The sequence below is a fragment of the Streptococcus taoyuanensis genome, assembly GCF_029589235.1.
Classification (GTDB): domain Bacteria; phylum Bacillota; class Bacilli; order Lactobacillales; family Streptococcaceae; genus Streptococcus; species Streptococcus taoyuanensis.
Genome location: NZ_JARQVW010000002.1, coordinates 133,746 through 153,646, shown reverse-complemented (window position 1 = coordinate 153,646; position 19,901 = coordinate 133,746). Strand labels below are relative to the sequence as shown.

At 41.9% G+C, this 19,901-nt stretch carries 17 protein-coding genes; 3 read left to right on the top strand and 14 right to left on the bottom strand.

Going from position 1 to position 19,901, the window contains the following annotated elements; all coding sequences use genetic code 11:
- Positions 1-55: 55 nt before the first annotated feature.
- The 8 genes from P5Y91_RS02625 to P5Y91_RS02590 form a co-directional block, all read right to left on the bottom strand.
- Positions 56-1,123, bottom strand: coding sequence for a serine hydrolase (locus tag P5Y91_RS02625; RefSeq protein ID WP_223141219.1), 1,068 nt, complete (start codon positions 1,121-1,123; stop codon positions 56-58).
- Positions 1,124-1,221: 98 nt separating this feature from the next.
- Positions 1,222-2,694 carry a helicase HerA-like domain-containing protein gene (locus P5Y91_RS02620; RefSeq protein ID WP_049486409.1) on the bottom strand — a complete coding sequence of 491 codons (1,473 nt, stop codon included), beginning with the start codon at positions 2,692-2,694 and terminating at the stop codon, positions 1,222-1,224.
- A gap of 209 nt (positions 2,695-2,903) precedes the next feature.
- The gene (sodA, locus tag P5Y91_RS02615) at positions 2,904-3,509 is read right to left on the bottom strand and encodes a superoxide dismutase SodA (RefSeq protein WP_003006336.1); all 606 of its coding nucleotides are present in this window, start codon (positions 3,507-3,509) and stop codon (positions 2,904-2,906) included.
- Between the two features lie 88 nt (positions 3,510-3,597).
- Positions 3,598-4,632 (bottom strand): DNA polymerase III subunit delta, encoded by a 1,035-nt coding sequence (gene holA / locus P5Y91_RS02610; RefSeq protein ID WP_277838920.1) that lies wholly within the window; start codon positions 4,630-4,632, stop codon positions 3,598-3,600.
- A gap of 23 nt (positions 4,633-4,655) precedes the next feature.
- Positions 4,656-5,258: a DUF805 domain-containing protein gene (locus P5Y91_RS02605; RefSeq protein ID WP_129824312.1), complete on the bottom strand. Its 603-nt coding sequence runs from the start codon at positions 5,256-5,258 to the stop codon at positions 4,656-4,658.
- 75 nt (positions 5,259-5,333) lie between these two features.
- Positions 5,334-7,580, bottom strand: a complete 2,247-nt coding sequence (locus P5Y91_RS02600) for a DNA internalization-related competence protein ComEC/Rec2 (RefSeq protein ID WP_277838919.1) — start codon at positions 7,578-7,580, stop codon at positions 5,334-5,336.
- Complete coding sequence (locus P5Y91_RS02595) at positions 7,561-8,229, bottom strand: helix-hairpin-helix domain-containing protein (RefSeq protein ID WP_277838918.1); 669 nt, start codon at positions 8,227-8,229, stop codon at positions 7,561-7,563. Before P5Y91_RS02595 ends, P5Y91_RS02600 begins: the two co-directional genes overlap by 20 nt.
- Before the next feature lie 64 nt (positions 8,230-8,293).
- Positions 8,294-9,040 (bottom strand): lysophospholipid acyltransferase family protein, encoded by a 747-nt coding sequence (locus P5Y91_RS02590; protein ID WP_277838917.1) that lies wholly within the window; start codon positions 9,038-9,040, stop codon positions 8,294-8,296.
- Between the two features lie 175 nt (positions 9,041-9,215).
- Between P5Y91_RS02590 and P5Y91_RS02585 the strand changes: the two genes are divergently transcribed.
- Complete coding sequence (locus P5Y91_RS02585; RefSeq protein ID WP_277838916.1) at positions 9,216-11,555, top strand: cation-translocating P-type ATPase; 2,340 nt, start codon at positions 9,216-9,218, stop codon at positions 11,553-11,555.
- A gap of 31 nt (positions 11,556-11,586) precedes the next feature.
- On the opposite strand, the gene P5Y91_RS02580 is transcribed toward P5Y91_RS02585, so the two are convergent.
- A complete protein-coding gene (locus P5Y91_RS02580) occupies positions 11,587-12,117 on the bottom strand; it encodes a DUF4352 domain-containing protein (protein WP_021152864.1) in 531 nt (176 codons plus the stop codon).
- 138 nt (positions 12,118-12,255) lie between these two features.
- On the opposite strand from P5Y91_RS02580, the gene P5Y91_RS02575 reads away from it, so the two are divergent.
- Positions 12,256-13,002: a tRNA1(Val) (adenine(37)-N6)-methyltransferase gene (locus P5Y91_RS02575; RefSeq protein WP_049474290.1), complete on the top strand. Its 747-nt coding sequence runs from the start codon at positions 12,256-12,258 to the stop codon at positions 13,000-13,002.
- Positions 12,992-13,255 carry a GIY-YIG nuclease family protein gene (locus tag P5Y91_RS02570; protein WP_004219743.1) on the top strand — a complete coding sequence of 88 codons (264 nt, stop codon included), beginning with the start codon at positions 12,992-12,994 and terminating at the stop codon, positions 13,253-13,255. The genes P5Y91_RS02575 and P5Y91_RS02570 overlap by 11 nt, the downstream gene beginning before the upstream one ends.
- Before the next feature lie 16 nt (positions 13,256-13,271).
- Here P5Y91_RS02570 and P5Y91_RS02565 read toward each other — a convergent pair whose 3' ends face one another.
- The 5 genes from P5Y91_RS02565 to P5Y91_RS02545 all read right to left on the bottom strand — a co-directional run bounded on the left by P5Y91_RS02565 (position 13,272) and on the right by P5Y91_RS02545 (position 19,834).
- Positions 13,272-14,165 (bottom strand): aldose 1-epimerase family protein, encoded by an 894-nt coding sequence (locus P5Y91_RS02565; protein ID WP_277838914.1) that lies wholly within the window; start codon positions 14,163-14,165, stop codon positions 13,272-13,274.
- A 353-nt stretch (positions 14,166-14,518) separates the two neighbouring features.
- The gene (gene cshA / locus P5Y91_RS02560; RefSeq protein WP_277838913.1) at positions 14,519-16,090 is read right to left on the bottom strand and encodes a degradosome RNA helicase CshA; all 1,572 of its coding nucleotides are present in this window, start codon (positions 16,088-16,090) and stop codon (positions 14,519-14,521) included.
- A 786-nt stretch (positions 16,091-16,876) separates the two neighbouring features.
- Complete coding sequence (locus P5Y91_RS02555) at positions 16,877-17,785, bottom strand: magnesium transporter CorA family protein (protein ID WP_003006305.1); 909 nt, start codon at positions 17,783-17,785, stop codon at positions 16,877-16,879.
- Positions 17,786-17,826: 41 nt separating this feature from the next.
- Entirely contained in the window at positions 17,827-18,207 is a 381-nt protein-coding gene (locus tag P5Y91_RS02550) for a PH domain-containing protein (protein WP_004219989.1), read from the bottom strand.
- A gap of 79 nt (positions 18,208-18,286) precedes the next feature.
- Positions 18,287-19,834: a peptide chain release factor 3 gene (locus P5Y91_RS02545; RefSeq protein WP_049523013.1), complete on the bottom strand. Its 1,548-nt coding sequence runs from the start codon at positions 19,832-19,834 to the stop codon at positions 18,287-18,289.
- Positions 19,835-19,901 lie beyond the last annotated feature (67 nt).

Sequence of the window (19,901 nt, the reverse complement as noted above, 5' to 3'; positions counted from 1 at the left end):
TTCATGATACTTTGTTAAAAGAAAAGGTCTGAGCAAAACTCAGACCTTTTGTCGATTATTCATTCATATTGACACGATGCCATTCATTGATAACATAAGCCAATTGTCCCAATTGATAAAGACCAACGCCACTGATTTCAGAACTTTCTGGAGTCGTACCTCCAAGTCCTGCAGTGTAAATGGCAACCAAATAAGGAGTCGATTCACGGACAATCGCATCCACATTAAGTGCTTCAGCAACATACCCTGGTTTTTGTTGAATCACCAAATCTGGCAAGAATTTCTTATAGTACTCACCTGGGAAAGACTCCCCGATCAGTTCTAGTAAATCCGCATATTTTTCTTGATGATTCCAAAGATATTCCAAGACATGGATGTAATAATCCGTTGTCGTTTTATTATCTTCGCTAAAGGTTTTAACCTCTGGTGAACGAGATTGACCATAGCGACTGAACAACTTACGCGCTTGCTCCATCCCCCCTAAACGATCTGCCAAAGCATAGGCTGGGGTGTTTTCAGAGTAAACCAATGAATAGCGCTGCATATCAGGAATAGACATGGCTCCATCAAAGGCAGCAACGTAATTGTCATGCTCTCCTACATATTCATAGTAAGTATTGGTAATGTCAAACCGGTCTGTTAAATTCAGTTTGCCCTTTGCGACTTCATCCACCACCAACATGTTCAAGGGTAGCTTATAGGTACTACCTGCCGTCATTGGTTGGAGATCATTCATGGCAAATTGCTCTCCTGTAATGGCATTGCGATACGTGAAGGCAACTTGTGACGGATCAATTCCACTTTCCGCTAGGAAATCCTGAACAACCTCTACCAGGCCTTTATTAGCATAATCATAGACAAGGCCATAAGCACTCATCGTTTCCATGTCTGCATCTACTACTGCTTGCTTAGCTTCAGGAGATTTGACACGCGGTTTTTTCGTCTCAGGGGTAGAATTTTCGATATCTTGTTCTTTTGCTTCTTTTGTTTTCTTTGCTTTTTTTTCAATTGCTGATGCTGTTGGTTGCGTAAGATGCAAGTAGCCCAGTGCGCTTGTTCCCACTAAGCACAATAAAATACTGACCGCAATCATGATCGAGCGTAGATTAAAATATTTTTTCATACGACATTAATTATAAAAGATTCTACTGAAAATAACAAGAATTATCAGAAGGAGAAAACGGTTTCTTTTTAAAAAGTTTATTTCTTTTCATCAAAGGCTTATTTCCGTTTAAAGGAGCCCATAATTAGCTTAGCAATCTCACGCGCAATCGTCCGGAATAAGGAACTCAAGAAGGAATCCTTGGCTTTTTCAAGACTGGATTTTCTTGGGCGACCTGGACTGCGTTTTTGCTCTGCTTTTTCCGCCGCAGCTCGTTCTTTTTCTGCTTCTTTTTGCTCTTCTTCTTGTGCTTCCTTGCTTGCTTTAGCTGCTAATTTTTCATAGGCAGATTCCCGATCAATCGTCGTCGCATACTTTTGATGGAAAGGCGATGTTGTGATCAAGGCCAATTGTTCACTCTCATTTAAGAGGTCAAAACTCGATTGAGGAGAGAGAATATAAGCACGCTCAACCACACTAGGCTGTCCCTTTTCATTGAGGAAAGAAACCAAGGCTTCCCCTGTCCCTAATTCTGTGATCACTGTTTCTGTATCAAAATCTGTATTCGGACGAAAACTTTGGGCAGCAACCTTAATTGCCTTCATTTCTTTTGGTGTATAAGCTCGAAGCGCATGCTGAACACGATTTCCAAGCTGTGCCAAAACAGATTCTGGAAGATCTTGAGGATTCTGGGTAATAAAGTAAATCCCTACACCCTTCGAACGAATCAGGCGTACCACTTGCTCGACCTTCTCAAGAAAGAGCTTGCTTGCATCCTTAAAGAGGAGATGCGCTTCATCAAAGAAGAAGACCAGTTTTGGCTTTTCAGGATCCCCAACCTCTGGAAGTGTTTCAAAGAGACGAGACAGCATCCAAATCAAAAAGGTTGAGTACAATTTTGGTGAATGAAAGAGCTTTGTAGCCGAAAGAATATTGATATAACCACGACCAGATGCATCGAGTTGCATGAAGTCATTTAAATCAAGTGCGGGCTCTCCGAAAAACTGGTCTGCTCCTTCTTCTTCAAGAACCAAGAGACTTCTTTGGATGGCTCCGACAGATTGTTTGGTGATATTGCCATATTGGGCCGAATAGTCTGAACTGTGTTCATAGACTTCCTTTAAAAGGCTTTGCAGGTCCTTCAAATCAATCAAGGGCCAATCTTTCTCTTGGGCCACTTTAAAGACAATTGCGAGAATTCCTGATTGGGTTTCATTCAAATCAAGCAGACGAGAAAGAAGCAATGACCCCATCCCTTCGACAGTCGCACGAACAGGATGACCAGCTTGACCAAAGACATCCCACAATCGAACAGGGAAGGCTTGTGGCTCAAACGGATCTGTGATCCCAAGAAGCTTGTAGCGTTCTTCCAATTTTGGTGTCCATTGCCCAGCTTTGGCTAAGCCAGATAAATCTCCCTTGATATCAGCTAGAAAGACCGGAATGCCTTCTTTGCTTAATTTTTCTGTTAGAACCTTGAGCGTAACCGTTTTTCCTGTTCCAGTTGCACCTGCAATCAAGCCATGACGATTCAACATCCGCAAATAGATAGGCGTCTCAACGGCTCCTTTAGTAATGGTAATACTAGTCATTTCATTTCTCCCTGAATGTTTCAGTTTTCATTTTAAGGTTTATCTTTTCCTTGCCTAGGCCCTTCAAACCAGGCTTCAGACAAGTAAGACACACTCCTACTAGTGTATCATTTTCCTGACCAAACGCAAGAAATTATACTCCGATTTTCCGGATGCAAACAAAAAATCTATAAGTGCCAATACTTGCTCTTATAGATTCCTTCATTTTATTATTTTGCAGCTGCAAACAATTCATTAACTTTATTCCAGTTGATCACTGAGAAGAAAGCTTTGATGTAGTCAGGACGTACGTTACGGTATTTCACGTAGTAGGCATGTTCCCAAACATCCAAACCAAGGATTGGTGTTTTACCTTCAGAGATTGGTGTATCTTGGTTTGCTGTTGAAGTCACTTCGAGTTTGCCTTCTTTGTTAACAACCAACCATGCCCAGCCAGAACCAAAACGTGTCGTTGCTGCTGCTGTGAAGGCTGCTTTGAAGTCTTCAAATGAACCAAATGTAGCATCAATCGCTGCAGCAAGTTCTGCTGAAGGAGCTGTTTGTTCTGGAGTCATCAATTCCCAGAAAAGAGCGTGGTTCAAATGACCACCACCATTGTTGATCACAGCTTGGCGAATGTCAGCTGGAATGGATTCAACATCAGCTAACAAGCTTTCAAGGTCTTCTCCAATTTCAGGATGTTTTTCAAGAGCTGCATTCACATTGTTTACATATGTTTGATGGTGTTTATCATGGTGCAAATGCATGGTTTCTTCATCGATATAAGGTTCCAATGCATCATAAGCATATGGTAATTCTGGTAAAATGATAGCCATTTTATGGTCCTCTTTTCTTTATTACTGACTTGATGATAACGTAAACAGCTAAATTATTCAACTAATCTGCTTGCGATTTCATTCATCGTTAGACGCTATTAGCTACTTTCAACAGGGCCAAATCAAATAAGTAGTCTTTTTCATATGTTCCACTTTTAATCGCATAATCCGTCTCGATGAAGGTCATCATAGCTTGCTTCAAAAAGGACAAGGAAAGCCTGCGGCTATCCCGTAAGGCAAACTTCACCTGATAAGGATTGACCTTGCGTCCTGACAACTCCGACAAGCTCGCTACAATTTGGCTTTCGGATTGGCCTTCTTCTGAGAAAATTTTAACTTGAGAAAACATTCGGAATTGTCCCAACAAAATAGCGATCAATTTTATTTCATCTTCTCCTTGTAAGCGGAGATCCTTAACCAAATTCCGGGCTTGATCGATTTGGCGTTTGAGAATCATCTGTGTCAGATCAAAAATATTATCTTGCAAGGACTTTGGAACAACCTCCTTGATATCTTGGAGGGTAATCTGACCATCTTCTTTATAAGCCTGCAACAGAGCGAGATTCTTCTGTAACTCTCCAAAATCATAGCCAGATTTTAAGAGTAGCTGGTCCAAGGAATCGCCCACAAAATGTATGCCCAATTCTTGGGCCTGACTTGCAAAATAACGCTTTAAATCTTGCTCTTTAGGTGTTGTTGCTTCAATGATCTGGGCATCCCGTTTTAGGAGTTTGACTAAGCGACGCTTACTATCTAATTTTCCTTCTGCAAATATCACCAAACGGGTTGATTCAGAAGGATTTTCCAGATAATTTTCAAATTGCTTCAGATCTTCATCGGTTAAATTTCGTTTTTTGGCAGTGGTCAAATCCAATAAGTGATCCAAAATCACGATTTTTTCATCTGCAAAAAAGGGAAGACTAACCAAATCCAGCTCGACTTCAGCATAGGAGGCTTCCTTCATATCAAAATAAGAATAATTCAAATCTGAGGGATCATAGCCTATTTTTTTTAAAATGTCTTTTTTTAACCATTCAAATTGACCTATATCCTCCCCTGTCAAAACAAGAATAGGAGGCAGAGTTTGAACCGTCAGATGTTTAATGTCAGTAATTGCTTGCATGAAACTCTCTTATCTCTATCAGTCTAGTGGATTTCGTGTTCAGCAGCCATTTTTTGTTCCAATGGTGGTTTTTCATCAGACAAATCAGGTGCTGCTACAAAATTTGGAATTTGCTCAAACGAGTTGCCGCCAAAGCTCCCCCCTGTCGCTGTGACCTGTGGTTCAGAAGCCACTCCCATAGGAGTTTCTACTGGTTGTGGGAAGGTGTTTTTCCCTGGAAGCATCATGAGAATCAAGAGAGAAATAACTGTAATCCCCCAAAGAAATAGGAAAATATCTAGCCCCGTCAACAAATAGAGCAGAACCGGACCAAGGTTCAAAAAGATCCAAGACCAATGGATTCCTGCATCCCGCAAGCGACGCACACAAATGGCTTGACTCGGTACTAAAATGAGGAAGTAAAAGAATGCTAAGAAAGCGAGCGCCCATAAACCTGTCTTAGAATGAACAGCTGAAAAATTGAGCGTTTCTTGAGCATTTTGATGGGATAAAGAGGCCACGATATAAAAAACCCAAAGAGGCAAAGAAATCAGGGAATTCCAGAAAAAAGCTAGCCAAAAATGGGCCCGACTGGTCTTACTTGAAAAATCTGCATACTGTATCCAAAATTGCTTAAATGCGTTCATACGATTCTACCTTTACATTGATTTCACTTTCTATAATAGCAATTTTCAGCATAGAAAGCAAACCTCTCCTCGTCTCTAGCGGACCGTTTCTACCCTCCAATGGTCCCACCCAATCAAGCGAATTGCTCCCCTTTCATCGGTACGAAGATAAGAAATAGAGCGTTCCTCTAGACGATCGAGCAATTCTTTATGGGGATGTTGGTAGCGATTTTTCTTTCCAACAGAGATCAAGGCCAACTGAGGATGTAACTGATCTAAAAACACATCACTAGAGGAACCTTTAGAACCGTGGTGGCCTACTTTCAAGACATCTACTTGTAATTGTGGATCGTTTTTCAATAGTTTTTTCTCTCCAGCTTCTTCCAAATCACCCGTGAACAAAAATCGTTTCTGAAAGAACTGCCCATAGAGGACAATCGAATCATCATTTTTACCATCCCCCACTTCATCAGGGGATAAGACTTCTAGATGATGATCAAAAATAGGTAGTTGATCTCCTCTCTGGACTACTTTAATCGGACTATGAAGCTGTTTCAATTTCTCTCGAAATTGAGAATTAGTTAGACTACCTGGACTGACATACACTTTTTTAACTGGGATTTGTTTGGCAACCTCCACCATATCGCCCATATGGTCCTGGTCTGTATGAGTCAAGACCAAAGCATCGAGTTTTCCAACACCTCGACTCTTGAGATAGGGAATCAAGGTTTGATCCGCATTGGCAGATTGACTGCGCTCTTGCCACTTTCCTCCACTTTTAAAAGTGACACGTCCTCCGACATCAATCAATATGGTTCTTCCTTTCCAATCGCGTAAAAAGATACTGTCTCCTTGACCGATATCCACCATGGTAATCTCATTTTCTAAAGGATGCTTGGTCCAACAAAAGATGAGTAGAATCATACCGATTAACAGGAAACGACGTTTTTTTTGCTTTCGAAGATCATACAAGATCCCTAAAAGAAGGAAGAGAGCGATCAGAGCTGGTCCCGTCGGCTGACCAAATACCAAAGGTAGCGACGTGAGCTTTGAAATCCAACGAATACACTCCTCTATGAGAAGAAAGAAACTGTTAAAAATTGTAAGGGGCTTTAGAATCGATAAGATAAATAGCACCGTTAAACCTGGAAGAAGGACAAGGTCAAATAAGAAAGAAAAGAGGAAGGTTAAAGGGAGTGACCACGGTTGAAAGACACTAAAGTAATAGGTCAAAAGGGGCAAAATTCCCAGGCTAATCCAGAAACTTTCCACTAGTAGCTTTTTAAGTCCTGAATAAGAACTGGTATCTACCAAGGTCAAAATAAAGGCGTAGGCACAACTCAAGACCCCTCCAGCTGTCAGAAGAAACTTGGGCATGAGAATCATTAAGAGCATCAAGGTCATCGCCATATTCTCCATCCCTCGGATCCCCTTTTGAGAGAGGATCTTCTGCAAGAGACTACGAACCACTGAAACTGAAAAACCTGTCAAGCCAGCATAGACCAAAGAAATTGGAAGCATCCAGATATCGACTGTCTCTTGCAAGATTCCTAGACGTAAGAGACCTTTCCGGATCCCATTGATGAAAAAGCCGACCTGCATCCCAGATAAGGCGAACAAATGGATGATGCCCAAACTCGTGTAAAGCTGATCCATCTCTTCAAAATCCGTATCTAAATAACCAAAAAGAAGGCCGGTCATATACTGGTTCATCGGCTGTGGAAAGTGTTCCTTGCTCCAAACAATGGCTTGGCGCCTCCATTGAGATAGCCAGTCAAAAACATTCCACGTTTGGATGGGAACCGCAGATTGGATCGCTTCAATTTTTATTTGATAGTGAATTCCCTGTGTTTCCAAATAAGCCCGATAGTCAAATCCTCTAAAATTTCGTTGTCCTTCCGGCTCTTCTATGACCCCCTTATAAGTCAGCTCTATCACATGAGTTTGGTCTTGCCACTGCTCCTTTTCTTTTTCCGATTTCAAGGTGTAAAAAACTTGGTAGGTCCTACCCTGGTCTTTAGCGCGAAATGACAAGGCATCTCCATTGATCTTGATGGTATCTGGGATCAGACGTAAGTGGGCTGGAGCTTGCCTCTGACTTGATGGTTGGCCTTCCTCTAGTCTTTGAAAAACAAAGAAGCTGGCAAAACATAAGGTCACCAAACCTACACCTAGCAAACTAGAGCGATTCTCTTTATACTGATGGAGCACTAAAAATACCACCACCACTAGACCTCCGATGGAAAGCCAAGATGGTTGATAAACACTAAAATACAACCAAAGAAGTAAAAAAGCGAGATGAACAAGCGAAAAAGGAAGGTCTTTAATCCACCGTAAAAGCATCTTTGAGTTTCTCCAGTGTTCTCTCACCAATCCCTGAAACATTTTTGAGATCCTCTACCGATCGGAAGGGGCCATTTGCTTCTCGATAGGCAATGATGTCCTGAGCTCGTTTCTGCCCAATTCCAGAGACCGTCTGGAGCTCTGCCTCGGTCGCTCGATTCAAATGGACCTTGCCTGTTTTTTCTGCTGAAGCTGACGATTTTGCAGCGCTTTCTGAACTTCCAAGCTCTGGAGCCTCCTCCCCTTCTTTTGCAACATAGATCACGGCTTCATCGGATAGCTTTTGTGCCAAGTTGACCGATTGACTATTGGCATCTACTGTCATCCCGCCCGCCTTATAGATAGCATCGTGGACCCGACTGCCCACGCGTAATTCATACACCCCTGGTTGTTTGACAGCCCCTTTGACATCGACGGTAATGATTTTTGGTTCCTCGTCCATTGAAGGAGCTGGCTTTTCTTCTTTTGAGCGAGAAGCAGACGCTTTTTCCGGACTCGCAGTTGAACTGGAAGTCGGATAAAGATCTGGAACGGTCGATGCACTTGAGTTGGGGCGATGAAAAAGAAAATACCCTCCCAGTAAGAGCCCAATCGCTGCAATCGCTAAAAAGAGCTTATATTCTTTGATTTTTTCAATCATATCTTCCATAAGAAGCCTCCTCTCACTTTTATTATTCGTAAAAATAAAAAAAACTGAGAACATTCTCAGTTTTTTATTTGTTTTTCCGATGTTTGTCTGGATCCCATACAAAGCTTGCTAAGTAACTAAAGAGCAAGGTCAAGATGCCAACAACTAAAACGACTGGAAGCAAAAGGATTTTTAACAATCGAATCAAGATAAACGGTTTTGTTGGGGTATTGATAGCTTGTGCTTCCGCATCCAACCGGTCAAACTCCTCTTGGATCCGGTGAGCAACTTCTGCCACGCCCTGGTCATTCATCTTTTTGATATCTGAGATATCAATCGGATGTCCAAAGTTCATATCAATCCGCTCACCTGTCACCAAACCTTTCAAGTCTCTTGGCCCAGTATACGTCACAGGCATGATACGGACCTTGGCCATTTTGGCAATGATGGCAACACCACCCTTAACATCTTGCGAATGCCGGCTTCCACTTGGGAACATGATCAAGGAGCGGTTGCTCTTTTTTAACATATTGACGGGATACTTAATGGCTTCAGCTCCCGGATTTTCACGGTCAATTGGGAATGCCCCACACATGCGAATCCACCATCCAAAAATGCGGTTGGTAAACAGTTCTTTTTTCGCCATAAAGATAAACTGTTTTGGCTTGGTCGCAAAGGCCATATAGACTGGGTCCCACCAAGTCCTGTGAGGGGATACCAAGATGTAATTTTCATCTTGATCTGGAATATTATCCGTATGATGGTAATGGGCATTCCCATTTAAAACCCACAGAATAAAGGCAACAAGGCCACGTAAATAGGTATAAAACATAGTTGTTCCTCAAATCCATTTCATTCGTCTCTCTACAAGATATTCCATCCTGTAAAAGGTTCTTTCTTATTATACCGTATCCTGATTTTGACCGCAAACCTTTTTTAGATAAAAATTGTCTCAGCGGACCGATTCTAGATAGTCTTTTTCTCAAAAAAATGATATCATATTGTCTATGGAAACTATTGATTTAAAGGGCTTGTCCCTCAGTGAAGTCCGCAAGAAAATGGATCGCGGACAAACCAATGATTTTACAACGAATACAAGTACCAGCACCTGGCAAATCATCAAGCGCAACGTCTTCACCTTGTTTAATACCTTAAACTTTGTGATTGCCGTGGCCTTGGCTGCTGTACAGGCCTGGAGCAATATGATCTTTTTTGCAGTCATTTGCTTCAATGCCATCACAGGGATCATGACCGAGATGCGCGCCAAGCGGATGATTGATAAACTCAACCTCATGAGTCGTGAGCTAGTGACTGTCATTCGAGATGGGGAAAAAGATGCGATTCCACCCGAAAAGCTTGTTCTGGGTGATTTAATGCTTTTATCTTCGGGTGAGCAGATCCCTAGTGATGCTGAAGTCATGTCTGGTATCGCTGAAGCCAATGAAGCTATGCTGACTGGTGAGAGTGATCTGGTCTTAAAAGAAGTTGGCGATGAACTGCTTTCTGGTAGTTATATTGCCAGTGGTCAAGTCTATGCCCGTGTCAAGCGAGTTGGAGCAAACAACTATGCCAACAAACTGATGATGGAAGCCAAGACCTTGAAACCTATCAATTCGCGTATTCTTTATAACTTAGCGAAAATTTCAAGCTTCACTGGTAAAATTATCATTCCATTTGGCCTTGCCCTCTTCTTTGAAGCATTGTTGATCAAGATGCTGCCGATCAAGGATTCTGTCGTGAATTCTTCAACAGCTCTCTTGGGAATGTTGCCAAAAGGAATTGCCTTACTGACAGTTACGTCTCTTTTGACAGCGGTTATTAAGCTCGGCATGCGCAAGGTTCTTGTCCAAGAAATGTACTCAGTAGAAACCCTGGCGCGTGTGGATACCTTGTGTCTAGATAAGACCGGTACCATCACCCAAGGGAAGATGACAGTCGAAGCTCTCCATAGCTTATCGGATCATTTTTCTGAACAGACGATCCAGGTCATCCTCTCTGCTTACATGCAATATAGCGAGGACACCAATCCTACTGCTCAAGCTATTCGCAAGGCTTATGGGGAGTTGGAGCATGCTTATACTGCTGAAAACATTATTCCTTTCTCAAGTGATCGAAAATGGGGAGCCATGCACCTATCCAACCTTGGAACCGTCTTTCTCGGTGCTCCTGAAATGCTCCTTAAAGAAAATCCAGCTGCTGTCGTCGAAGCACAAGCTCGTGGATCGCGCGTGCTCGTCTTGGCTCACAGTTCAGAACTGATCAGCATGCAGGAATTGAAACTGCCTGAAAATCTTGAAGGGATTGCGGTTATTGAGATTACAGACCCCATTCGTGAAGGGGCTTCAGAAACTCTTGAGTATTTGCGCTCTCAAGGAGTGGATCTCAAAATCATCTCCGGTGACAACCCTGTGACGGTCTCTTATATCGCTCAACAAGCCGGCTTCAAAAATTATGAGAACTACGTCGATTGTTCAAAAATTTCTGATGATCAATTAGTGGATCAAGCAGAAGAAACAGCTATCTTTGGGCGCGTGTCTCCTCACCAGAAAAAACTGCTTATCCAAACCTTGAAGGCAGCTGGTCGGACGACTGCTATGACAGGAGATGGGGTCAATGATATCCTTGCTCTTCGCGAAGCAGACTGCTCCATCGTGATGGCTGAGGGAGATCCAGCAACCCGTCAAATTGCCAATATTGTTCTTTTGAACTCTGACTTTAATGACGTTCCAGAAATTCTTTTTGAAGGCCGTCGTGTGGTGAATAACATTGGACGAATCGCTCCAATCTTCTTTATCAAAACGATCTATTCCTTCCTCTTGGCTATCATCTGTATTGCCAGTGCTCTCTTCTTTAACGTCAACTATTTGCTGATTTTCCCTTTCATTCCTATTCAAATCACCCTGATTGACCAATTCGTCGAAGGCTTCCCACCATTTGTCTTGACCTTTGAACGCAATATCAAACCGGTTGAAAAACACTTCTTGAGACGTTCCCTTCTGTTAGCCTTACCAAGCGCCTTGATGGTCGTCTTTAGTGTCTTGTTTATTCGCCTTTGGGGAGCAAGCCATGGTTGGTCTGCAGCCGATATGTCTACTGTATCCTACTACTTACTTGGATCCATCGGTTTCCTATCCGTTATCCGTGCTTGCCTGCCACTAAATATCTGGCGGGCCCTCCTCATCCTCTTCTCTGTTGTAGGATTCTACGCATCTGCGGTCGTGTTAAAAAACTTGATCGAGATTTCCCTCCTTACAGCCACTACTTTCCCAGTTTATCTGGCATTGATGGCTATCTTTACAGGAGTCTTTATCCTCACTACGATTCTCCAAAAATATGAATTTGATTAAAAAAAGTTGAGAGTTTTACTCTCAACTTTTTTTACGGTGCATCAAAAGCAACAATCGCAGGTTTTTCATTAAATGCAGCAAATGGTTTTATTTCCAGTTCTAATTTGCCATCCCCTTTTACACCAAAATGTTGTACAGCACCTTCCATTGATCGACCCGGTGAAATTGACCCCATTGTATTTGTATTAGGATAAGTCTCCATTTTATTTCCACCAACAAATAGATCAATGTCAACCCCAACTGCTAGATCACTATCTGATAGATTTTTCACATTATAGGTCACTTTTAATACTTTATCGGGATTTGTTTTATCAAAATCATTCCGTTCATCAGTCCATTCAACATTTGTAATAGTGTACTCAGCTTGTTTATCAAAAACAATCTTATCACCAATTGCATAGGTTGATTTCTTTTCACTACTCTTCTCCGTAGATGCCTTTTTCTCTGTTTTAGCTTCTTTTGAAGTATCATCAGACTTACTACTAGAATTTCCACAGGCTACTAGTATACTTGCTGAAAGCAATGTTACCCCCAAGCCAAACCATTTTTTCGTTTTGTTCATTTACAAAACCTCCCATTTTTTTAATATATAGTAACATATTTAAACAAGAAAAGAAAGCGTTTTTATAAAAATATATCATTTTAATATATTGAAAATTATCATCTTTTCCCAAGCTTCTTTTCATGCTATAATAGAGCCATGACAGATATCGAATTAAAAGACGGCGAGCGCGTCAACCAACTCTTTTCAAGTGATGTAAAAATCATACAAAATCGGGAAGTTTTTAGTTACTCCGTGGATAGCGTCCTGCTCTCACGCTTTCCAAAATTGCCCAAGCGGGGCTTGATCGTAGATCTCTGCGCGGGAAATGGGGCTGTGGGACTCTTTGCGAGCACTCGGACAGAAGCTCAGATTATTGGTGTTGAAATTCAGGAACGTCTGGCGGATATGGCTACCCGCTCCATTGCCCTCAATGACTTGAACCAGCAAATGTCCATGATCACCGATGACCTCAAGCATTTGCCTCAACATATCAAGGGCAGTAAGGTGGATATTATCCTCTGCAATCCTCCTTATTTCAAGGTGGATGAGCATTCCAATCTCAATGAGAGTGAACACTACCTCTTAGCTCGGCATGAAATTACGACCAACTTAGATGAGATTTGCCATGTGGCTCAGCGGGTTCTCAAATCAAATGGTCGCTTAGCGATGGTCCATCGTCCAGATCGCTTTTTAGATATCATCGAAACTATGAAACGATACAATCTTGCACCCAAGCGGATCCAGTTTGTCTATCCCAAAATGACCAAAGAGGCGAATATGTTATTGATTGAGGCGATCAAGGATGGCTCACTGGATGGTTTAAAAATTCTACCTCCCCTCTTTATTCACAATGAAGACGGCAGCTATACAGACGAGATTCATGAGATCTACTATGGAAACTAAGGCTTACATGTATGTCCTAGAGTGTGCGGATGGCTCCCTCTACACTGGCTACACCACGGATGTCGAAAAACGCTTGAAGACGCACAATGCTGGAAAAGGCGCCAAATACACACGGGCTCGCCTCCCCGTTAAACTTCTTTACCAAGAATCCTATCCAGATAAACCCTCTGCTATGTCTGCCGAGGCTCTCTTTAAAAAGAAATCACGCCAAGCAAAGCTAAACTATATCAAAAAGAACCGTCGGACTCCATAGTCCAACGGTTTTTCATTTACAAAATGGTGATACGGTACTGGTGACTCCGTGTCTCTTGAGGAGCCAACTGGATCACACCTTTTTTGTCTTCGAAGAAATCGCCCTCTTCTGCAGATGTGGAAATACCCGTCCAAGGCTCTAAAGCAATGAAAGGGCCCTTGTTATTGGTAGACCAAAGGACGAGATTCTCAAAATCTGCAAAGGCAAATTCCAAACCTTTACCAGATTTTTTCGAGAGGAGCTGCACAGATTTAGAGGCTAATTGATCTAAAATAATGGCATCTTTTTCAAACAGTTCATGGCGCAAAGGTAAGCTACGACTATGATCTAAAAATGGCGTCCGCTGCAGGCGATCAACCAAACCAGTTTCTGTGAACAAGAGAGGAACGCTACAGCTTTCTTCTTTTTCAAAAATCAACTCGTAGTCTTCATAGTCTTCATCTGCTAAAAGGGGACAACGAAAGGCTGGATGCCCTCCAATGAAATAAGGCATGACTTGATCTGACTCTAGATTTTGCACGCGATAGGTGATGGTGATTTCTTTCCCTTTCAATTCATAAGCGATTTCCACTCGAAAATGGTAGGGATAATTTTGTAAGCTTTCGTCGTTAGAGGTGATTTCAAAGACAAGACGATGGTCTGTCTGTTCTTTGAGTTCAAACTCTCTCTTGCGAATAAGACCGTGTCTTGGAAGCTGGCCTGTCTTCACTCCATCTTTTAGATGATACTGCACTTGGCCATTACGAACGCTCCCGCAAATCGGAAACAGTACGGGAGCTTGTCCTGACCAATACTCTGGATCCCCTTGCCAGAGATATTCTATTCCTTCTTTACTTCGAATGGAGCTCAATTCCCCTCCAAATGTCTTACATTGTACTTCTAGATCATCATTTTTTAATACAATCACCATGGGCGACACCTCTTTGTAATTAGTATAATTATTATATTCATTATAACCTTTTAGAAGAGATTGTCAATTTTTATTTTTCTAGTCAAAAATTTTAAAAAAATAAGAAAAAATTCTTGACAAGGCTTAGAAATAATTGTAGACTTAATATGTTAACAGAAATATTCCATTTTAGGAATTCATTCTTTCTGTTGTCTGACTTTTTTGGATGCTCCTTATCATGATACATTTTTTCTAAAAGAGTCAGTTATCATTTAGGTCTCCTTATAAATATACAAGGGTTAACAGCTGGTTAACCCTTGTATTTTTTATTTTTCTTATAAAAAACGGCCTATTGCTAGACCGTTCCTTCGGACTTATTTATCCCCTTTATTGCGGATGACAAATCCATTTTTCTTTTCATTAGAAGTACGATGGGGACGTTTGTTGCCTTTGCCTTCAAAGTCTCGGCTATTTTTATTGGACTTGCGTTTGAAATCACGGCGTCCACCTTCACGGTCATCTCTGCGATTTCGGTCACGACGTTGGTCTCCACGACGGCTATTTCCACGGCCACCTTTGCCTTTTCCACCAAAGCCACCACCAGATGGTTTGAATGGCAATGGTTTTTCACGCGCAATTTCAACTTCTGGAAGACTGTCTGGATCTTGAACGGTCAAGCTCAAAATATACATAGCCAATTCTTCAGGAGTGAATTCTGCAGCCAATTTGCGAGCATCCTTGCCAAACTTCTCAAAGTTGGTCCGGATTTTTTCATCTTCAAAGTCTCGCTCAATTTTCTTCAGCGCTACTTGTTTTTTCGCTTGGAAGGCTTCTTCTGCTGTTGCAGGTTTCATTCCCTTCATCCGCTTTTTGGTCAAGTTCTCAATGATTTGCAAATAGCCCATTTCATTTGGCGAAACAAAGGTAATGGATTGCCCTGTTTTCCCAGCACGACCTGTCCGTCCGATACGGTGAACATAGCTTTCTGGATCTTGTGGAATATCGTAGTTGTAGACATGGGTCACACCTGAAATGTCCAAACCACGTGCCGCAACGTCCGTTGCCACCAAGACGTCCAAGTTCCCATTTTTAAAGTCACGAAGGACACGAAGACGTTTGTTTTGATCCAAATCTCCGTGAATCCCTTCTGCTCGGAAACCACGGATCTTCAAGCCACGCGTCAATTCATCGACCCGACGTTTTGTCCGACCAAAGACGATGGCAAGTTCAGGCTGCTCGACATCCATCAATCGAGTCATGGTATCAAACTTTTCGCCTTCTTTGACACGGATATAGTATTGATCGACCAAGTCGGTGGTCAATTCTTTGGCTGCGATCTTAACGTGTTCGGGCTCTTTCATAAACTGAACACCGATACGCTTGATGGCTTCTGGCATCGTTGCTGAAAAGAGCAAGGTTTGACGTGTTTCTGGAACACGGCTAATGATTGCTTCGATATCTTCCAAAAAGCCCATGTTGAGCATTTCATCTGCTTCATCCAAGATCAAGGTTTCAATATGATCGAGTTTCAAGGCCTTGCGCTTGATCAAATCTAGCAAGCGTCCAGGGGTTCCCACTACGATATGAGCACCTGACTTCAAAGCTTTAATTTGCTTTTCAATGCTTGATCCACCATAGACAGAGCGAACTTTGACACCCTTACTGCGTCCAAAGCGGAAGAGTTCTTCCTGACTTTGAACCGCCAACTCACGCGTCGGAGCAATAACAAGGGCTTGGATTACTGTGTTATCGACATCAATCTTCTCCAAAGTTGGAAGACCAAAAGCAGCCGTTTTACCGGTCCCTGTTTGCGCTTGACCAATGACATCTTTTCCTTCAAGGGCCAAAGGAATGGTTTGTTCTTGGATGGGGCTTGCTTCTACAAAGCCAGCTTTTTCGATTTCTGCTAATAATTCAGCAGATAAGTTAAATTCGTTGAATTTCAATTCTTTCTTCTTTCTAAAAAGTGGTGCGAAGCCACTTTATCACACTTCTTTCAATGCGAAAACGCACTGATTGCATAGGAAGTCTCCTTCCCGGTTACCTGTCGCAAGACTCATCTAAAGAAAAACCCAATCGTTTTTTTATGGAATTCCCTTCTGCGAAAAATGTTTTCGCACTAGCGGATATGGTTGATTAAAGTCGTTTTCCAAACGAAAAGACACCAAGATCCTCCTTGTGGGAGATTGACCAACATTCCTTTTCTAATTGTTCCATCTCCCCAGCATTTCTCTCATACAAGTTTGCAACTTATCTAGTATAACACAATGAAGAGGTAAATGATAGTCACAGGAGACTAATTTTATTTTTTAGGAAAAAATCTTAGATAGCTTAAGATTATAAAAACGCCCCTAAACCTTTCCAGGACTGGTTTTCTTCTTGTAACCATTTCATATACTTCATCATAGGAGTATAAAAACTTCGGAAAAACTTTTTTTGGTAGTTCTTGCGTTTTTACAAATAAATATGTATAATACAGTTAGTATCTAAAATATTTCTGTATAAAGAAATAGGATCATTTTATCTGATTCAACGATTTATTCTAAGTTCTGATTTATTTAGAACCACTCAGTACTATTAAATCTACTCCTACTATTTCCAAGAAGATTTTGTACAGTCGATGAACTATTCACACTGCCCCTTCTTTGGAGAGGAGGGCAGGTGTCTAGATGGTTCCTATTTCTCAGATTATTCTAGATACGAAGAGGCTCGGATTTCTCCAAGCCTCTTTTTTATCTTTGTTTCACAATCCACCGCATAACCTTTCCCAAAATGAGCCATAATATAAAGCTACATACGGATACATAAATCCAAGCATTGGGATCCTTTGTCATCGGAAGAGGGATATTCATTCCAAAGAAACCGGTGATAACGGCTAAAACCGCCAACAAGGCTTCAAAGATGGTTAGGGTTGTCAAGTTGTCATTCAAGTTGTTGTTTAGGATATTGTTGTAAGATCCTGACAACTGTTGCAAGACATTGGAAATCAACTCAGTCATCGAAGCCAACTGACGCGCTTCGATCATGGCATCATCAAACTGCTCTTTTTCAACATCATTCATCCTGCGATAAATGGCATGCGCTTTAATATGTTCTAGCAACATCCGATTTTGCTTGGCTGCTGCGACCAGATAGACCATACCGGTCTCAAGGTCAGACAGGGCATAAAGATTCTTGGTCGTCGTTGTCTTTCGAAGCAAACGATTGAGTTCATCCTTGTGCTTATCTAAGCGATCAATAATCGGATAATAAGCATTACTGATCATTTCAAGACCTGCAAAAAGCAACTTATAGATCGACAACTCCCCATGGCTTTCCAAATAGCGAACCATTTGTTCAATGATATAGGCATTGTCCTGGTTACTGATGGTCACGAGTCGCGTATCTTGAACGATAAAGGTCATAGGGATGGTTTCGTAGTATTCCTTGTCCTTTTCTAAATCCAATACATTGTAGATAAATGTGATCGTACCGTTTTCTCGATTATAATCCATATGGGCACGTTCGTTCTTATCCATCGCGTACTCAATGGTTTCTTTGTCAATCTCGTATTTTTTATAAAGATATGAGTTTTCAGCAATCATATCCGAGTCGATATTGATCCATTTCCGATCTTGACCCAATTGTTTTTCGATAAACATTCCGTCTCCTTTCTCAACTGTTCTCTATCAAAATGATATTTTTATTTAAAAACTGCACTGGCTAATGCTTGCTGGATTTCAATGACGCTGCTGTCACTCTTGAATTGTAAAACTTCTGAAGGCTCGACTGCAGAAGAGACCCAGATTTTTAATTCGGCATCCAAATCAAAATGACCGGAAGTTTCGACTGAAAATCGAGAGATCGAGCGATAAGGAAGGGATTTGTAGGACGTTTTCTTCCCTGTTACTCCTTGTTTATCTACCAAGATCAAACGAAACTCAGTAAAGACGATTAAATCACGAATCAAGCTAAAAGCAAGCGTCACTTGCTCTCCCGGCACCAAGATATCTTCCAGATCTCTTTCTACCTTATCGACATTTTTTTGAGAGGCATTGCCCATCAAACCACTTAATAATCCCATCATTTCTCCTTTGCAAGCGAAAACGGATAGGTTTCCATTTTCGTATTTCTATTTTCTAAGATAGATTTAGAATTGTTTCTTAACCCATTTTTTCTTCCAGCTCAACCTCTGGATACTTATCCGCAAACCAACGGAGGGCAAAGTCGTTTTCAAAGAGGAAAACAGGCTGGTCAAAGCGATCTTTGGCCAGGATGTTTCGGCTTGAAGACATACGCTCATCCAGATCTTCAGGTTTGATCCAGCGAACCGTCTTTTTGCCCATTGGGCTCATGACCACTTCGGCATTGTATTCATTTTCCATCCGGTGCTTAAAGACTTCAAACTGAAGTTGACCAACAGCACCAAGCATGTATTCACCTGTTTGGTAGTTGGTATAGAGCTGAATAGCTCCTTCTTGCACCAATTGCTCAATCCCTTTGTGGAAGGATTTTTGCTTCATGACGTTCTTAGCTGACACTTTCATGAAGATTTCAGGCGTAAAGGTTGGCAGTGGTTCAAATTCAAACTTGTTTTTGCCCACTGTCAAAGTATCTCCAACCTGATAAGTCCCGGTATCGTAAACCCCGATGATGTCTCCTGCTACAGCATTGCTGACATTTTCACGGCTTTCGGCCATAAATTGAGTCACGTTAGATAACTTAGCGCCCTTACCAGTACGAGGCAGGTTGACGCTCATCCCACGCTCAAATTCGCCAGATACGATCCGCACAAAGGCGATCCGGTCGCGGTGACGAGGATCCATGTTGGCCTGAATCTTAAAGACAAATCCTGAGAAATCCTTATCATAAGGATCGACAAGTTCTCCATCTGTCTTCTTGTGGCCGTGTGGTTCCGGAGCAAACTTGAGGAAGGTTTCCAAGAAAGTCTGTACTCCAAAATTGGTTAAGGCTGAGCCGAAGAAGACGGGAGTCAATTCACCTGCAAGGATGGCTTCTTCTGAAAAGTCATTTCCAGCCTCTTGCAAAAGTTCGATATCGTCTTTTACTTGCTCGTAGAAAGGGTTGTTAGCAAAAAGCTTGTCTCCATCTTCTAGACTAGCAAAACGTTCATCCCCTTTGTAGAGTTCCAAACGTTGGTTATAAAGGTCATAGAGTCCCTCAAAGGCTTTCCCCATCCCGATCGGCCAGTTCATTGGGTAACTGGCGATTCCCAAGACTTCTTCTAATTCTTGTAAGAGGTCCAGTGGCTCACGACCGTCACGGTCTAGCTTATTCATAAAGGTAAAGACTGGAATGCCACGGTGTTTCACAACCTCAAACAATTTCTTGGTTTGAGCCTCAATCCCTTTGGCAGAGTCCACCACCATGACGGCAGCGTCCACCGCCATCAAGGTCCGGTAAGTATCTTCTGAGAAGTCCTCGTGCCCTGGCGTATCAAGGATATTGACCCGTTTGCCATCATAGTCGAACTGCATAACAGATGAGGTTACCGAAATCCCACGTTGCTTCTCGATATCCATCCAGTCAGACTTAGCAAAGTTTCCTGTTTTCTTCCCTTTTACGGTACCGGCTTCCCGAATCTCTCCCCCAAAGTAGAGCAACTGCTCTGTAATCGTCGTTTTACCAGCATCCGGGTGGGAGATAATGGCAAAGGTACGGCGTTTTTTAATTTCTTCTTGTACGTTCATGTTCCTAATTCTTTCTCTTCTTATTTTTTGATAAATTTACAAATTCATCTCTACATCGGATCTCTCC

What these genes read in the sequence shown, in the direction of transcription:
- P5Y91_RS02575 (WP_049474290.1), top strand. Translation starts at nt 12,256, where the DNA reads ATGACAGATATCGAATTAAAAGACGGCGAGCGCGTCAACCAACTCTTT.
- P5Y91_RS02595 (WP_277838918.1), bottom strand. Translation starts at nt 8,229, where the DNA reads ATGGAAGATATGATTGAAAAAATCAAAGAATATAAGCTCTTTTTAGCG.
- holA (WP_277838920.1), bottom strand. Translation starts at nt 4,632, where the DNA reads ATGCAAGCAATTACTGACATTAAACATCTGACGGTTCAAACTCTGCCT.
- P5Y91_RS02570 (WP_004219743.1), top strand. Translation starts at nt 12,992, where the DNA reads ATGGAAACTAAGGCTTACATGTATGTCCTAGAGTGTGCGGATGGCTCC.
- P5Y91_RS02565 (WP_277838914.1), bottom strand. Translation starts at nt 14,165, where the DNA reads ATGGTGATTGTATTAAAAAATGATGATCTAGAAGTACAATGTAAGACA.
- P5Y91_RS02550 (WP_004219989.1), bottom strand. Translation starts at nt 18,207, where the DNA reads ATGGGATTATTAAGTGGTTTGATGGGCAATGCCTCTCAAAAAAATGTC.
- P5Y91_RS02585 (WP_277838916.1), top strand. Translation starts at nt 9,216, where the DNA reads ATGGAAACTATTGATTTAAAGGGCTTGTCCCTCAGTGAAGTCCGCAAG.
- P5Y91_RS02605 (WP_129824312.1), bottom strand. Translation starts at nt 5,258, where the DNA reads ATGAACGCATTTAAGCAATTTTGGATACAGTATGCAGATTTTTCAAGT.
- P5Y91_RS02620 (WP_049486409.1), bottom strand. Translation starts at nt 2,694, where the DNA reads ATGACTAGTATTACCATTACTAAAGGAGCCGTTGAGACGCCTATCTAT.
- P5Y91_RS02555 (WP_003006305.1), bottom strand. Translation starts at nt 17,785, where the DNA reads ATGTTTATCGAAAAACAATTGGGTCAAGATCGGAAATGGATCAATATC.
- P5Y91_RS02590 (WP_277838917.1), bottom strand. Translation starts at nt 9,040, where the DNA reads ATGTTTTATACCTATTTACGTGGCCTTGTTGCCTTTATTCTGTGGGTT.
- P5Y91_RS02545 (WP_049523013.1), bottom strand. Translation starts at nt 19,834, where the DNA reads ATGAACGTACAAGAAGAAATTAAAAAACGCCGTACCTTTGCCATTATC.
- P5Y91_RS02600 (WP_277838919.1), bottom strand. Translation starts at nt 7,580, where the DNA reads ATGCTTTTACGGTGGATTAAAGACCTTCCTTTTTCGCTTGTTCATCTC.
- sodA (WP_003006336.1), bottom strand. Translation starts at nt 3,509, where the DNA reads ATGGCTATCATTTTACCAGAATTACCATATGCTTATGATGCATTGGAA.
- P5Y91_RS02625 (WP_223141219.1), bottom strand. Translation starts at nt 1,123, where the DNA reads ATGAAAAAATATTTTAATCTACGCTCGATCATGATTGCGGTCAGTATT.
- P5Y91_RS02580 (WP_021152864.1), bottom strand. Translation starts at nt 12,117, where the DNA reads ATGAACAAAACGAAAAAATGGTTTGGCTTGGGGGTAACATTGCTTTCA.